The sequence below is a fragment of the Mesorhizobium sp. WSM4312 genome, assembly GCF_002294875.1.
In the GTDB taxonomy this organism is placed as follows: domain Bacteria; phylum Pseudomonadota; class Alphaproteobacteria; order Rhizobiales; family Rhizobiaceae; genus Mesorhizobium.
In genome coordinates this window covers 83,224-98,354 of the sequence record NZ_NSFU01000002.1, presented here as the reverse complement: position 1 = coordinate 98,354, position 15,131 = coordinate 83,224, and the positions used below count along the sequence as shown (strand labels likewise).

Here is a 15,131-nt window from a genome sequence, read left to right as displayed (position 1 = left end):
AATTCGAAAGTCATCCCATGCAAGCCAAGCGCAACGGCGACATATCGTTCTGGTATGCGGATCTGGGAGGGGTTCCCGCGCCCCGGCCGCCCTTGCCTGGCGATATCGAGGCCGATGTCGCGATCGTCGGCGCCGGCTATACCGGCCTGTGGACCGCCTATTATCTGAAGAAGGCGAGGCCCTCGCTGCGCGTCGCGCTGATCGAACGCGAATTTGCCGGTTTCGGCGCTTCGGGCCGCAATGGCGGCTGGCTGTCGGGCGGCTTCTCCTGGTCGCGCGAAAAATATCTCAAGACCTCGACCCGGCAAGGTGTCAGCGCCATGCAGGCGGCCATGGCTGGCTGCGTCGACGAGGTGATCCGGGTGGCGAGCGCGGAAGGCATCGATGCCGATATCCGCCGGGTCGATAATCTGACGGTGGCCACCAACCTGGCGCAGCTCGAACGCGCGCGCGAGGAGTGCGAAACGATCCGCGCCTGGGATGTCGATCCGACCCGCGTCGAAATGCTGGATCAAGCGGCGACGCGGGCGCGCATCAACATCCGCAATGTCATGGGCGGCTTCGTCGTCCACGGCCAGGCGCGGGTGCAGCCGGCCAAGCTGGTGCGCGGGCTTGCCGCCGCCGTCGAGCGCCTGGGCGTGCCGATCTACGAACAGACGACGGTGACGGCCATCGCCGAGGGCCGCGTGACGACGAACCGCGGCACGGTGCGGGCGGAAACCATCATCCGCGCGACGGAGGGGTTTACATCAGGCATTCCCGGCGAGGAACGGACCTGGCTGGCGCTCAACAGCGCGCAGATCGTCACCGAGCCGCTGTCCGAGGAGCTTTGGCGCCAGATCGGCTGGGAGGGTCACGAGCTTCTCGGCAACGCCGCCCACGCCTATTGCTATGCCCAGCGCACGCGCGAGGGGCGCATCACCATGGGCGGGCGCGGCGTGCCCTATCGCTACGGCTCGCGGACCGACGTCAATGGGCAGACGCAGCAGGCCACGATCGACCAGTTGCATCAGATCCTGACGACGCTGCTGCCGCAGACGGCGAACTGCCGCATCGAGCACGCCTGGTGCGGCGTGCTCGGCGTGCCGCGCGACTGGTGCACGACCGTCGGGCTCGATCCCGCGACCCGCATCGGCTGGGCCGGCGGCTATGTCGGGCTTGGCGTGTCCGCTGGCTTGGCGTGCATTCGATGTACCAGCTTTATCGCATCGCCGATGGGCGCGAGGCCGCTGGGCTTGCGCATACGTCGAAACTGGCCGCGCTCGCCGACGGCATTACCGGCCACTGACTGATGGAGACCAGTTTGATCGACCTTTCGACCTTCCACGATCTCGCCAAGGCCGACATCGGCGCGTTCTCACCCAAGCCCACCTCCATCGAGGGGGACCAGGTCGAGGCCGTGCGCTCGCTTTTCCAATCGCCGGACGGGAGCGTCGACATCGGCATCTGGGAATGCACGCCCGGCCGCTTCACCGCCGACCGCTCGGCTTCGTCGGAGATATGCCATATCATTTCGGGGCGGGTCGAGGTGAGCCGCGCCGACGGCGAGGCGCGCGAACTGGGACCAGGCGACCTGCTCGTGCTGCCGCAGGGATGGAAGGGCGAATGGCGCATCCGCGAGACCACGCGCAAGCTCTACATGATCCAGTCGGCCGGCTGATCGACTGATACCAGCTACCCGGGATCAGTGCTCGATCGGCCCCCTGGCCATCACCAATGCTGTGCCGGCGGTGGTCGGACGCTCGATGACGCGACGCACGCGCGGCGGCTCGTCGCCGCTGTGCAGCGCCCGCAGGCGCTCGCCGACCATGGCGTCGGCATGGGTGATGCGGCCGTTGTGGCGCACATATTCGAGCCAGGTCGGCGTGTGGTAGTGCTCGATCCATATCGAGGGGTTTTCGAGATCGCGCGCCAGTGTCCAGTTGCGGGCGCCGTCGCGGCGGCGGATGCGGCCGCGTTCGGCCATGGTGGCAAGGAACTCCGCCTCGTCCTCGTGCCGGATGATGTATTCGATCATGATGGCAATGGGACCGCTGCGCGGCTTCAGGTCGAGCGCCAGATGCGGCTCCTTGAAGCGGTTGAGCGGGTCGAGGTTCAGCACCTGCTGCTGCGGCAGCGGCAGCACGAGGCCGATGGCGCCGCCGGCCAGCATGGCGATGGCGGCGGCGATCAGCGCCGTCTCGGCGCCATGCGCATCGGCGACGACGCCCCAGATCCAGCTGCCCAGCGCGATGCCGCCGAAGGTCGCGGTCTGGTAGACCGACAGCACCCGGCCAACCACCCAGCGCGGCGTCGCCATCTGCACGGTGACGTTGAAGTGCGAGAGCGCGATCACCCAGCAGGCGCCGCCAACCAGCAGGCCGAGCGAGGTCTGCCAGGCATGATGGCTGAGCGCGGCATTGAAGGCGCAGACGGCGAAGCCGGCAAAGGCACAGCGCACCATCGTCTCGCTGGAAAGCAACTGCCGCAGCCGCACGCTGATCAGCGCGCCGCCGACGGCGCCGATGCCGAAGGAGCCCAGCATGATGCCGTAGGTCAAGGCATCGCCCTTGACGACGTCGCGCGCGACGAGCGGCAAGAGCGCCAGGACGGCGCCGGCTGAGAAGCCGAAGGCCGCGCCCCTGACCAGCACCTTGCCGATATTGGGGGACATGGCGACATAGCGCAGGCCGGCCCCCATGGCCGCACCCAGCGACTCGCGCGGCAAGGTCGACACCGGCACATCCGGCTTCCAGCGGGCCATCACGATGATGAGGCCGATATAGCTCACCGCGTTCGCCGCGAAGGCGGCCGCGGCGCCCGTGGCCGCGACGATGATGCCGCCGATTGCCGGACCGACGCTGCGTGTCAGGTTGAAGCCCATGGAGTTCAGCGCGACGGCCGCGGGCACCTTGTTGCGGGGGACCATGTCGCCGACGGACGCCTGCCAGGACGGGCTGTTGAGCGCCGTGCCGCTGTCGATCAGGAAGGTGAAGGCAAGCAGCGTCCAGGGCGTGATCAGGCCATACCAGGTGAACACGGTCAGAAGCACCGAAACGACCAGCATGAAGGTCTGCGCCACCAGCATCACCTTGCGCCGGTCGAAGCTGTCGGCGATGGCGCCGGCGACAAGCGCGAACAGCATGATCGGCAAGGTCGTCGAGGCCTGGACCAGGGCGACCTGATAGGGCGAGGTGGCGATCGTGGTCATCATCCAGGCGGCGCCGACGCCCTGGATCAGGCCACCGAAATTTGAAACGAGACTTGCCGACCAGACGGCGCGGAAAATGCCATGCCGGAACGGCGCCAGCGCCGAAACGCCTTCGCTATCCGGTTTCTCGTCAATCATGGATGGGTTCCTGCCAGAACGTGCTGATCCTTGCGGTTTCTCCGCATCGTTTGCCGAAACTATGGCATCGCGCCGCAAAGGGCGAACGTCATGCGCGCAAGATCATGGTCCAACAAGAGGATAGAGGAAGGCCAGCTTTGCCGCGAGGGCCGGGGTCGCCTTCGCGCAGCACGCCTTGCATGCCCGCGGTGAAATCGGCCGATAGCCGGCGCCGGCTTTTCGAGCCATTACGTTCTGAAGCGGTTTTCCGCGACTTTCTTCAGAACCCGTTCTGGATGCGCTGGAAGATGACGTTGGTGAAGGCCGATATCTGGCCGCCAATGAACGGGCCGGTGAGCGCCACCACCAGCATGATGGCGACGATCTTCGGCACGAAGGTCAGGGTGATTTCCTGGATCTGCGTCAGCGCCTGGATGAGGGCGATGCCGATGCCGACCGCCATGGCGACCAGCACCACCGGAGCGGACGCGGTCAGCACCGTCCACACCGCGTACTGGACGATGTCGAGGGCGTCGGCTTCGTTCATGCGGGCGGCCGGCCTAGCTTGCCGGCTTGACCGACACGCCTGGGCCGACGGGGACCTTGGTGCCATCTTGCAGCACCGCGATCAGTCCGCTGCTGGCGAGCGTCACCGAAGCCACTATTCCGGTGGTCTTGCCGTCGGCCGAGGTGATCGAGCGGCCGATGATCGCATCGGCCTGCGACAGTGCGGAGGACTGCATGATCTGGTCGAGCTTGGTGTTGGACTGCACGGATTGCTCGACCTGCGAGAAGGTGGCGAGCTGGGCGACGTACTGCGTCGAATCCATCGGCTTGGTCGGATCCTGGTTCTTCATCTCGGCGATCAGAAGCTTCAGGAAGGACTGGTAGTCGACCGCCGTCTTGGAGGTCGACTTGGTGGTCGAATTGGCGCCAACCGGTATCGTCGTCGTCATGTCCACGGTCATCAGTAGCTTGCTCCCACGGCCAGCGGGCGCGGTGCGCCCGGAACATCGTCATTGCCGCCAAGCGCGCGGCGTTCGAGAGGATAGAGCGAACGGATCGCCTTCAATGCCTCGTAAATATGATCCTCGCCGACCATACGGTCGATCTGCTTCAGTGCGCCGCAGATCTCGGCATCCTCGAAACTTGCGATGAGCAACGGCAGCGAGCGGCGGAACATCTCGCGGGCGTCATCGGCGCCGGCCGGGTTGATCAGCATGACCTGCACGATGAAATAAAGCTGCCTGAGCGGCGTCGATGCCTGGTCGGCCTGGATCACATGACCTTCGAGCAGGAACTGCACGTCGTTCATCAGTTCGATGGTGACCTTGCGGTCGACGCGGATGACCGCCCCGTTGATGTAGATCTTCTCGTTGGGCTTCAGCGATATCTTCAGTGTGTTGGTCATTGAATGCCGTCGCGGATGATCTGGGACACTTCGATCAGCCCTTCGAAATTGTTGGTGCGGCCCTGGCGGATGTCCTCCGCCTCGCGCAGCAACCAAAGGCCGATGGAAATCAGGTTGGCACGCAATTCCTTGGGAAGCGCATTGTCGCTGGAGCCAAGATCCTCGACGAAGATTGTCCACACGCGGTTGGTGAAATTCAGCGCCTCGATCGCCTCCATCGAATCCTGGCCGGCCGTGGCGGCCGCCGACAGCATGTCGATCGAGCGGGTCAGGAGTTCGCGCTCACGGTCCTTTGCGTCCGAGACGGAGGTGCTTTGGACGTCGGCGTAGGAGAATTGGTACATCGTCGGCTCTACCGTTCCGCTGGAAGTTGTCAGGTCAGGTAATTCAACAGGCTGAGCTGCTGCAGGCGCGCTGTCAGGGCGAAGGACGTCTCGATATGCTGTGTCAGATCCGCGACTCTGGTGGCGGCCGTGGCCGGGTCGACGGCTTCGAGATCGAGGATATGGCGTTCGAACAGATCGATCTGCGTCTTCATGCGGTCGCTGGCATCGGAGACGCGCTTCTGCACGATGCCGGTCTCCGACTGGATCTGGGCAATGCCGCTCAGCGCTTCGCCGACCAGTGTCTGCGAGTGGGTGACGATGCTGTCCTTCGCCGCCCGGCTGATGTTGGTGGACATCAGGCTGGAGACCATTGCCGCGGCCATGGCGAGCTTCCTGATGCCGTCGCTGTTGGCGCTGGTCGAGGTCTCGGTGGTTTCGTTGAGCGCGATGCGGCTGACGATCTGCTGGTCGGTGGCGTTAGACATGTTGGTCTGCCAGCCGGCGCCGAGGAACTGCGGCGCAACGTCGTTGGTGATGAAATCGTCCATCTGGGCGGCGGTGATGTTGGCCGCGGCCGGATCGTTGGGCGTGAAGCCGAATTTGGCGACGAAGGAGGCGTCGAAGGCGGCCTTGGCCGGTGAGCCGGCGGCCGTGAAATCGTTGATCGGCTTGACGTCGGTGTTGGTGCCGGCAAACAAATATTCGCCGTTGATGCTGGTGTTGAGGATCGAGGTCAGCTGCTGGAGGGTCGTCTGGCCGGTCGACTGGGTCAGGCTGTTGGAGTTGTCGCCGGACGACGCGGTGGTCAGGGCGGACAGGAAGGTCTGCGCCACGCCGGAGAGCTGGGCGAGGGACGTCTGCGTCGACGCAAGCCTTGCGGTGACCAGCCCGTTGGAATCGACGATCACGTTCAGCCGGTCGAGGTCGCGCGAGAAAGTGACGGACTGGGCGGTGCGTCCGCCCAGTGCCAGGCCGACATCGGCGACCCTGCCGGTCGACGATTCTTTCGTGGCTTTGACGAGGTCGGCCTGCATGCGCATCTGCTGATAGCGCATGGCGTTGGTGAGGGCGGCCGAAGAGACTGAAGTCATGGATTATCCCACCGCGTTCAATAGGGCCGTCATCATGTCGTCGACGGTCTTCATCATCCGCGCCGATGCCTGATAGGTATGTTCGAGGTCGAGCATCAGCGACATTTCCTGGTCGACATTGACGCCGGTCGCATTGGATAGCGCCTCGGAGCTGCGCTGTGCCAGCGCTTCCTTCGCATCGGCTGCGGTCGAAGCCTGCTGGCGCATGCCCTGCAGCCAGCCGATCGAATTGGCAGCGTAGTCGGAAACGCTTGATGTTGCCGAAATGCCAGCGGCGGGGTCGAACGTCATCGGCTTGTCGAGCCGGTCGCCATAGGCAATCAGGAGACTGGAATAGGAAGGGCCGCCGGTGGTGTTGGCGACGTAGGCCGCGCCGTTGGCGCCGCCGTCGCGCAGCAATGTCGGATTGCCGCCGGCGCCCGGATCCATCGCCGCATTGATGCTGATCGTGCCGGCCAGTCCGTTGACCAGCGTGCCCGCAGCCGGCACCGCCGGCGCGCCGGACCAGGTGAACAGACCGGGGGCGTTGGGCATCGAGGGCGCGGTTTCGGCAAAGGCCGTGATCAGGCCGCGCGCGGTCTCGTCGAGCTGGCTCTGCATGGTCGAGGCGACGCCGTCGCGCAACTGCAGCAGGCCGGCGAGCTTGCCGCTGGCGGTGGTGTTGCCGCCGCTTCCCGCCGAGACCGGCACATTGTCGATATAGATGGTGTTGCCGGGGACGCCGGCGGCATAGCCGGCCGCCGGCGTGAAGCTTACCGTGCGCGGTATCGTCTCGAACAGCGTGGTGCCGTCACCGGTGGTGATGACCATGTCGTTGTCGCCGCGCGTGAAGGTCGATATCGGAACATAGTCCGCGATCTTCTTCAGCAGCGCGTCGCGCTGGTCGAGCGCATCGGAAACATCGGTGCCGGAACGGGTTCCGGATATGACCGCCTGGTTGGCGTCCTGGAACTGGCCGAGCAGCGCGTTGAGGTCCTTGACCGCCGTGTCGATCTGGCCGTCGGTCTGGGTGCGGAAATCCTGAATGGCCTTGGAGCCTTCATTCAGGGAGCGCACGACCTGGTTGGCCGCGTCGATGACGCTCGAGCCGAGATTCTGGTTGGACGGCGAGGTGGCGTAGAGCTGCAGCGCCTGCTGCAGATTGGCGATTGCCGTCGAGGGCGAGGAGGCATTGTCGACGCTATTGACCGAAACGTCCAGCTGATCCATGCCGCTGTAGAGCGCGTTCTGGCCGCTATAGGCCGACAAGGCACCGAGATTCTGCCGGAAGAGCAGGTCGTTGGCGACGCGCTGGATATCAACCGAACGCGCGCCGGGCGCCGTGCTGGTGACGACGGCGATGCGGCGCGCATAGTCCGGATTGGAGGCGTCCGAGACGTTGCGCGTGACAACGCTGGTCTGACGCGCGGTACTCATAAGCGCAGATTGGGCGATGCTCAATGCGGAAGATAACGACATGCTGGTCTTTCACGGGCCGCGCCCGGTTTATCTCTTCAGGTTGACAAGGACGTCCATCAGGTCGGAACCGGTCTGGAAGACTTTCGAATTGGCGGTGTAGCTGCGCTGCGCCGCGATCATGTCGGTCAATTCCTCGGCGATATCGACGTTGGAATTCTCGAGCGCGCCGGAGATGATCGAACCGGCCTTGCCCTCATTGGCAAAGCCGACACGGATCGCGCCGGAGTCGGTGCCTTGCGCATAGACGTTGCCGGGCAGGGCCTTGAGTTGGTCCGGGCTTTGCACGTCGGCCAGTGGAATTTTATAGAGCGGCTTGGTGGAACCATCCTTGTACTGGGCGTAGATGGTGCCGTCCTTGCTGATCTGGACCTTGTCGATGGTGCTGGGCGCGTTGCCGTTGACCTGGGCGTCGGAAACCGTGAAGCCGGTGCCGAGCTGCGTCAGCTTCGACAGATCGAGATTGAGGCTCGCGCCGCCCGGCACGGTGAATGAAACGCTGGTGGTCGCGCCAGTGAGCTTGCCGGTCGTGGTGTCGAAGGTCAGGTTGGCCGTGCCGAGCGCGCCGCCGGTGTAGGGGAATGATGTTCCCGGCGTCGCCTTCGACTGATCGAAAACCGCGACCTGCCAGGTGCCGGTACCGGTGTTGGTGAAATAGACGTCGAGCAGCTTCTTGTTGCCGAGGTTGTCATAGGCGACCATCGACGATTTCGAGGTGTACTGCGCGGTGGCGGCGTTGGCACCTGGCAGGTTGGCGGCGACGACCGGCGTGGCACCTGCCGGCAGATTGCCGCTGTAAGTACCCAGGGTGCTCGGCGTCGCGGTTAGGCCCTGGTCGGAGATGACGACCGGCTGCAGACCCTCGAAGCCGTTCACCGTCGCCGCCGGCGTGCCATTGGCGTAGCTGTAGGCCATCAGCTGGAAACCGGCCGCGTTGACCAGCCTGCCCTGTGCGTCGGGAACGAAGGCGCCGGCGCGGGTCAGGAAAGGCGTGCCGCTCGGATCCTGGACGACGAAGAAACCATCGCCGCTGACGGCAAGGTCGGAGACAGAGGTCGTGTACTGCAGCACGCCCGGATCGCTCACTGCCTGCCGGATCGTCGTGGTGACGCCGCCGGAATTATAGGCGCCGCCCGTCGACGGCATGATCAGGGTCGAGAATTCGGCCGAGGACCGCTTGTAGCCGGTGGTATCGGAATTCGCGATGTTGTCGGCGGTTGTCGACAGGCGGTTGGCCTGGGCGTTCATGCCGGAAACGCCGGTCCGCATCATTCCGTAGAGGCTCATCGAGATGTCTCCGCAATATCCATGCCACTGGCGGCGAGGCTACGCGTCCTGTCTTGCGCGAGGCTGGCGCGGCGCGGCATCAGAAGACGAGCCGGTAGCCGAGGAAGCGTTTGGAATCGATCGGGTCGGTGCCCAGCTTCTCGCGCAGTTTCTTGCGCAGTTTGCTGATGTGGCTCTCCACCACGTTCTCCTCGACCTCTTCGTCGAAGATGCCATAGATGGCGTTGAAGACCTGGGTCTTGGTTACGCGCCGGCCGCGGTTGCTCGCCAGATATTCGAGGATGCGGCGTTCGCGGCGCGGCAGGGGCAGCGGCTGGCCGTCAATCTCGGGGTCGCGGCCGTCCATGAAGATGCGCATGGCGCCGATCTCGGTGTAGGCGACATCCTCATGGGCGCGCCGGCGGATGGCGGTGATGCGGGCCAGGATCTCTCTGATGTGGACGGGCTTGCGGATGACGTCGTCGACGCCGCTCTCGAACAACCGCAGCGTGTTTTCCAGGGAATGCTGCTCGCTGAGCGCAATGACAGGAGCGCCGGTGCGGTCGCGGATCTGGCGCGGAGAGATGGCGCCGTCGCGGCAGTCGCCGATCAGGAAGGCCCGCACCGATCGCAGGTCGGTGTCGGCGGCCGAGTTGACCCACTCGCCGAATTCGCCGGGCGCGAAGCCCGCGCAGGCGACGCCCTCGCGATCAAAAAGTGAATTGTATCCCTCAGTTACGAGCTCTCGCTCGTCAACGATCACGATCATCGGCCCCGCCTCCGAATCAACACATTTGCCCCGTGGGGAAAGGCCTAACCGTTGGCGGGAATCCTGAACAACCGTCATTTCTTGTAACTAGTTTCTTGGGAGTCTGGAATCGTGCCGGTTGCATTAGCGTGCAGCCAGATATGCTTACGGGGGGAAGTTCTGGGTAAGTCAAAACGGCAAGCCCTGAGCAGTGCCACGGGCGTATTAGGAGCAGAAGATACGCTTACGGGTTGCAGAAGGCGCGGGCGTTGGTTGTCCATTTGCCAAAACCGGCGGCAACCATATTGGCGATCACCCTGCAGACATAGACCTTCTGCGCCGGGTCGTTGTCGGGGCCGGCATGGTAGCGGGCAACGGCCATCGACCAGGTCTCGTGGCGGGCGTGGAGACTGGCCAGGAAACGCGCCGCATAATCGACGTTCTGGCGCGGGTCGAGCATGTCCTCGACGCTGCGGAAGTGCGAGGAATGATAGTGGTGGTTGATCTGCATGCAGCCGAGATCGATCAGCGTCTTGCCTTCGCGCCGGGCATTGGCGAAGGTGGCAAGCGCTTCGGCCCGGCTCCTTGGAAAGATCGCTTTTCCTTCTATATTCAAGGCGTTAGGCTGAAGGCTGCCCTTCTTGCCCGTCTCGGTCAGGCCGACGGCATAGAGGATGCCGGCGGGCACGCCATAGCGATCGGCGGCGCGCAGGATCTCGGGCTCGCAGGGATTGGCGGCGGCGAGGGCGCTGGTTGCGAGGCTAGATAAACATATCGCCGCCAGCGTGCTCGCGAGATGGCGAAGCGGCGCGGCCGCGGGCTTGCGCGTCATCATGATTACCCCTTGCGGACTGCTGGCCCGGTTGCTGGCCGCCGGTTCCACCGTTGCCGCCACTGGAGTTTCCGGGCTGAAAGGCGGATTGGTCGCGGCCAGGCGCGGCGGCAAGCGAGGCGGTCGCATCCGTCCGGGTTGCGACTGGAACTGCTACCGAAGGTTGCATGATGGTGACCTTATCAACCTCGAAACCCAGCCCGCGCAGCGACTTGACGATTGCCTCGCTGTCGCTGGAAAGCCGGCGGTAGGCGTCGTGTGTTTCGGGCTTCAATTCAATCGAGAGTTGTTCTCCCGAGAGGCGAAGATGGGCGTTGACCATGCCCAGCTCGGCCGGGTGAAGTTCGATCTTCAACACATGTGTCGGAACGGCAACAGAGCCGGCCATGTGGGTGGTCGCGGCGGCTGTCGAAAACGCCTGCTGCGGGCCAACATCGGCCGCTACGGCGTTGATTACGTTGAGTGCTGCCTGGCTCATCGGCGCCTGCGGCGGGGCGGGGAAGCTGCGCTCGGAAACCACGTCGACGCGCGCCTGGGCCGAGGGCTGTTTTCCTGGCTCCGACCGCAACGAGGACTGGACGTCGGCGATCGACTTCAGCTGTGGCGCCGTCTGCTTCTGTTCGACGCCCGGCACATCGGCGGTTGTCGTCTCGGGCAGCGGGCCGGCGGCGGTTGCATTGTCACGCCGTGGCGCGCCAGTGCCGGCGCTCGCGTCGCGGCCGGATTGGCCGTCGAGCTTCTTCAACGGCCCGTCGACGAGTGCGACCCGCTCGGGCTTCGGCATAGGTTCGAGGTCGTCTTGCCCAGCGACGGACGCCGCGCGATAGGCTTTCGACAGGAGCTGCCCGTCGAGCGCCGGTTCCTGTCCGGCCTCGCTTGCATCGGCTGACTTGGCCGATGTCGAGAAATGGCGCAGGTCATGAAACGCCATCAGCAAAGGCAGATGATCGTCGAGCGGCGTTGCACCGGCGTCGGTCGCCGGCTTTTCGGTATCGACGTCCTTGTCCGCCTCAACGCCCTTGTCGTCCTTCGTGGATTTCGCTGCCGTCGATCCGGTGGGCGTGGTCCTCGCCTTGCCGGTCGGCATCGGCTCGTCCTCGCCTGCCTGTGCCGCCAGGCCGGCGGCGAGCTTGCTCCAGCGCGGATCGCGCCCGCCTGCCTCGGTGGTTGGCTGCTTTTCCGCCTGGCCTGCGCGGCCATGCACCATCTTGCCGAAACCAGCATCATCCTTCTTGCCGGGGGCGGTCGGCTGCTCCGCCGTGCGCGCGGCGGTAAATCCTGGCAAGGCCGGGCCGAGGCTGGGGGTCATTTCGGGGCGGCTCCAAGCATCTGGTCGATCACGTCGAGCTGTCGACGGGTTTTCATCATGGCGGCGTCGGTCGGATCGGTCGTGTCGGGACCGGCAGAAGTTGCCGGCGCCGATGCCGGCAGGACCGTCGCCGAATCGGCTGAAGGCGGCGGCGCGCTCGTCGCGGCCGCCGTCCTGTCGGATGGCTGGGATGGCGAGGCGGCGGGCTGTTCGGAGACTGCACCCTCGACGGGCGGCAATCCGGCCGCGTCGGCGGCCTGCGTGGCGGCGACCTCGGATTTGGGCTGCGGCGCTAGGGGTGCAGACGCCGGAGTTGTGGCCGGAAGGGAAGCAGGCGGCGCCACCACCTCACCGGCGATCGCCTGAGCGGCGTCGAGCAGGGCACGGTCACCGTCCGACAGTTTGCTGCGGTCGATCTTGCCGAGCTTGGTGCGCACATCCTCGATCGTACCGGAAGTCACCGTGGACAGGCTCGAGTAAAGCTCTGCGCGCGGATCGCCTTGGTTGGTGTTGCCGTCGCGGCCCTGCTCGGCCCGCGCGGAGGCAAAGGCCGACAATTCGCTGAGGCCGTCGATCGCGGCGCGGCGGGCGATGCGCAGATAGATCACCTTCTCGCGCTCGGGATCCATCATCGAGGTGATGTCGGCGAGCTTGTCCTGGCTGATCGACATATGCAGGGTGATGACGCCGGAGACGAAGGAATCGGCGAACTGACTGGCATAGGGCGAATAGAGGTAACGCTCGACATATTGGGTGGAGGCACGCGCGAACCGTGCCGCATCGCCTCGGCTCACGGCGATGCCGACCGAACGCCGCAGGGCCGCTTCCTCGACCAGTGTGCCGGGGCTGAGCAGCTTGGCCTCGTCGAGCAGCGTGAGCGCCATCACCGGGTCGTCCGTCGCCATCAGCGATCCTTTGACCAAGGCAAGAAAGGCGCCGAGGTCGCTGGGCAGCGTCATAGGATCGATTGGCCTCAGGACTTCGATCGCACTGGCGGGCCGGCCAACCAGATAGTTTATGACGCCCTTGGCGATTGAGAGGTCTTCGGCATCCACGGACTTGGCACGGGAAACCGCCGCCTCGACGGTCACCGGATTGCCGCCGCTCATGCCGTAGACCAGGAGTGCGCGAAAATTCTTGGGGTCCTTGAAGTCCTCCGCATCCGCTTCGCGCAAGCGGGTATCGATCATCTCGAGCAGCTTGGCCTGCATCGGCATCGCGGCGTGATCGCCGGCGGCGATGCGGTCCTGGACCAGCTGCAGCGAGCGCACCAGCTGGTAGGGCTGCAGCGTGTCCTGGGCGAAGCCGGCCGACGGATATCCGGCTGCCAGCAGCAACAGGCCCATCAGCCGGCTGGTGACGGCCGCCCGCTTCATCCGCCGGTCGCCATCAGGATCTCAATGCGGCGGTTGGCCGCCGACAGCGGATCGGCCGGATCCTTCGGCTGCCGGTCGGCGAAGCCGGCGACCTCGGTGATGCGGCGCTCGTCGACGCCGCCGCGCACGAGCATGTAGTAGGCGGAATGCGCGCGCGCCGTCGACAGCCGCCAATTGTCGTAGCTGGCGCTGCGGAAGGGGCGCGCATCAGTGTGGCCGTTGATGCTGATCGTGCCCTTCTGGCTGTTGACGATGCGGCCGATCTTTTCCATCGCCAGCACCAGTTCGCGGCTCGGCACCGCCGATCCAACTTCGAACATGCCGAAGTCGAGCTGGTCGGTGATCGAGATGACGACACCCTTGTCGGTGGCTTCGACCGAGACGCCGTCATGCAGCTTGTCGCCAGGCTTGAACGCTTCAGCCAGCTGCCGCTTGACGTCGGCCGCGGCCTTCACGGCAGCGGCGGTCGGCTGCTTTTCCCCGGCTTCAGGCGCGGTCGTCTCTTGCACGGCGGCCGCGGTATCCGCCTTGGCGGCAGCCACGGCCTTGCTCTCGCCCGTCTTGGCGTCACCGGCCTTGGCGCCGCTGGCCTTGGTTTCGCCGGCCTTGATTTCGCCGGCCTTGGCCATCGTCGCGGCGGCGTCCTTGCCATCCTCGGCCAGGGGCTCGAGTGGGGCTTCCTTGACGGGCGACGCCGGCGGCACGGCCTTGACCTTGGCGACCTGCGTTTCGGCGGCCTTGTCACCTGGTTTGAGCGGATCGCCCTCGATCTTGGGGCGCTGGGCACTCGCCTCGGCGGCGGGTGTGGCCACCTGCTGCGACCAGAAGTCCGGCTCGAAGGGATCCCTGTAGGACGCGCCGCCCGAGGCGCCCGTCGCCGGCCCGGCGCTTTGCGCGCCGCCGTCGCCCTTCTGGCTGACATTCTGCATGACGCCGGTGTCGGTGGCGATTTCGGAGAGCACGGCGTAGGGGTCGGCGAACAGATGCTCATCCGACTGTTCAGCCTTGTTCGGCTCCTGCTTGTCCTGCTTGCGGTTGGATGAGCCCGCCGCACCGATGCCGTCCTGTCCAGACTTTTTTGTCGCCTCCTGCGGGTCGTCGGTCGTCATCCCGACCGCGCGCGGCCCATTGCCGAGGTCCTCAAGGCCCTTGCGGCTCGACTCACGGTCGACGAGCTTGACCGGGTTGAAGTAGCTGGCGACGGCCGCCTTGGTCTGTTCGTTGGCGGCGTTGATCAGCCACATCACCAGGAAGAAGCACATCATGGCGGTCATGAAATCGGCAAAGGCGATCTTCCAGACGCCACCGTGATGGCCCTCGTCGTGGTCGTCATGACCCCGCCGCACGATGATGATCTCGTGCCTGCCGTGATCGGCCTCGGCGACACTCATGACAAGACCTCGGAAAGGGTGGCCGACCATTCGGCGATGCGTGTCTCGAACACGGCCTCGTCAATGGTCACGGTCAGGTCGAAACCTGGCGCCTCGATGAAGTCGAGATTTGCAATGCTTGGTCCAAGCGATGCCTTCAGCGTTTCGAACAGCGACAGTGGCCCACGGACGGCGATGCGCACCGCTTCGCCATCGCCGACGGCTTCGCGAACCGCTCCGGCGAGCGCTTCGAGCGAGCGCTTCTGCAGATCGTCGCTGACAATGCCGCCGATGATGCGTGCGACCGTGGCGGTGACAAGGTCCGTTACGCGCGCCTCCATGGCGTCGATGCGCAGCGAGACCGCCTTGCCGATGTCGCCGCCGAAGCTTTCGAGGAAAACCCTCGCTTCCTCAACATGCGCCTGGCGCTCCGCTTCCAGCGCAGCGTCGTGGGCGGCGACAAGCCGTTCCGTCAGCGCTGCTTCTGCCTGGGCAACCGCCTCGGCGATCAGCGTGCCGATATCGGCCTGCGGTGCGGATGCTTCCGGCCTGTGCTCGGATGCGGCCTGGGGCTGACTGACACGCGGCGCGCGCGTACCGAAATCAGGGAGAAGATCGAAAAGGGCTGCGGAGGCCATGG

General features: G+C 65.2%; 15 protein-coding genes and 1 pseudogene. 2 read left to right on the top strand and 14 right to left on the bottom strand.

Going from position 1 to position 15,131, the window contains the following annotated elements; all coding sequences use genetic code 11:
* Positions 1 to 17: 17 nt before the first annotated feature.
* Both CK228_RS03765 and CK228_RS03760 read left to right on the top strand, forming a co-directional pair.
* Positions 18 to 1,288: pseudogene (locus CK228_RS03765) on the top strand (FAD-binding oxidoreductase).
* Between the two features lie 3 nt (positions 1,289 to 1,291).
* Positions 1,292 to 1,660: a cupin domain-containing protein gene (locus tag CK228_RS03760; protein ID WP_095786952.1), complete on the top strand. Its 369-nt coding sequence runs from the start codon at positions 1,292 to 1,294 to the stop codon at positions 1,658 to 1,660.
* Positions 1,661 to 1,684: 24 nt separating this feature from the next.
* Here CK228_RS03760 and CK228_RS03755 read toward each other — a convergent pair whose 3' ends face one another.
* The 14 genes from CK228_RS03755 to CK228_RS03690 all read right to left on the bottom strand — a co-directional run bounded on the left by CK228_RS03755 (position 1,685) and on the right by CK228_RS03690 (position 15,129).
* Positions 1,685 to 3,328, bottom strand: a complete 1,644-nt coding sequence (locus CK228_RS03755; RefSeq protein ID WP_095786951.1) for an MFS transporter — start codon at positions 3,326 to 3,328, stop codon at positions 1,685 to 1,687.
* Between the two features lie 259 nt (positions 3,329 to 3,587).
* Positions 3,588 to 3,854, bottom strand: coding sequence for a flagellar biosynthesis protein FliQ (gene fliQ / locus CK228_RS03750; protein ID WP_010911298.1), 267 nt, complete (start codon positions 3,852 to 3,854; stop codon positions 3,588 to 3,590).
* A 13-nt stretch (positions 3,855 to 3,867) separates the two neighbouring features.
* Positions 3,868 to 4,275: a flagellar hook assembly protein FlgD gene (flgD, locus tag CK228_RS03745; protein WP_095772653.1), complete on the bottom strand. Its 408-nt coding sequence runs from the start codon at positions 4,273 to 4,275 to the stop codon at positions 3,868 to 3,870.
* Complete coding sequence (gene flbT, locus CK228_RS03740; RefSeq protein WP_095786950.1) at positions 4,275 to 4,718, bottom strand: flagellar biosynthesis repressor FlbT; 444 nt, start codon at positions 4,716 to 4,718, stop codon at positions 4,275 to 4,277. The genes flgD and flbT overlap by 1 nt, the downstream gene beginning before the upstream one ends.
* Complete coding sequence (flaF, locus tag CK228_RS03735; RefSeq protein ID WP_019860973.1) at positions 4,715 to 5,062, bottom strand: flagellar biosynthesis regulator FlaF; 348 nt, start codon at positions 5,060 to 5,062, stop codon at positions 4,715 to 4,717. Before flaF ends, flbT begins: the two co-directional genes overlap by 4 nt.
* A gap of 29 nt (positions 5,063 to 5,091) precedes the next feature.
* On the bottom strand, positions 5,092 to 6,135 hold the full coding sequence (locus CK228_RS03730) for a flagellar hook-associated family protein (protein WP_095786949.1): 1,044 nt from the start codon (positions 6,133 to 6,135) through the stop codon (positions 5,092 to 5,094).
* A gap of 3 nt (positions 6,136 to 6,138) precedes the next feature.
* Positions 6,139 to 7,593: a flagellar hook-associated protein FlgK gene (flgK, locus tag CK228_RS03725; protein ID WP_095786948.1), complete on the bottom strand. Its 1,455-nt coding sequence runs from the start codon at positions 7,591 to 7,593 to the stop codon at positions 6,139 to 6,141.
* A 27-nt stretch (positions 7,594 to 7,620) separates the two neighbouring features.
* Positions 7,621 to 8,877: a flagellar hook protein FlgE gene (locus tag CK228_RS03720; RefSeq protein ID WP_095772657.1), complete on the bottom strand. Its 1,257-nt coding sequence runs from the start codon at positions 8,875 to 8,877 to the stop codon at positions 7,621 to 7,623.
* A 79-nt stretch (positions 8,878 to 8,956) separates the two neighbouring features.
* Positions 8,957 to 9,625, bottom strand: a complete 669-nt coding sequence (locus CK228_RS03715; RefSeq protein ID WP_010911291.1) for a response regulator transcription factor — start codon at positions 9,623 to 9,625, stop codon at positions 8,957 to 8,959.
* Between the two features lie 223 nt (positions 9,626 to 9,848).
* Positions 9,849 to 10,436: a transglycosylase SLT domain-containing protein gene (locus CK228_RS03710; RefSeq protein WP_179295814.1), complete on the bottom strand. Its 588-nt coding sequence runs from the start codon at positions 10,434 to 10,436 to the stop codon at positions 9,849 to 9,851.
* A complete protein-coding gene (locus CK228_RS03705; RefSeq protein ID WP_095786947.1) occupies positions 10,366 to 11,745 on the bottom strand; it encodes a flagellar hook-length control protein FliK in 1,380 nt (459 codons plus the stop codon). The genes CK228_RS03710 and CK228_RS03705 overlap by 71 nt, the downstream gene beginning before the upstream one ends.
* A complete protein-coding gene (locus tag CK228_RS03700) occupies positions 11,742 to 13,121 on the bottom strand; it encodes a chemotaxis protein MotC (protein WP_095786946.1) in 1,380 nt (459 codons plus the stop codon). Before CK228_RS03700 ends, CK228_RS03705 begins: the two co-directional genes overlap by 4 nt.
* Entirely contained in the window at positions 13,118 to 14,512 is a 1,395-nt protein-coding gene (locus CK228_RS03695; RefSeq protein WP_095772660.1) for a MotB family protein, read from the bottom strand. The genes CK228_RS03700 and CK228_RS03695 overlap by 4 nt, the downstream gene beginning before the upstream one ends.
* A complete protein-coding gene (locus CK228_RS03690) occupies positions 14,509 to 15,129 on the bottom strand; it encodes a hypothetical protein (RefSeq protein WP_095786945.1) in 621 nt (206 codons plus the stop codon). The genes CK228_RS03695 and CK228_RS03690 overlap by 4 nt, the downstream gene beginning before the upstream one ends.
* Between the last annotated feature and the right edge of the window lie 2 nt (positions 15,130 to 15,131).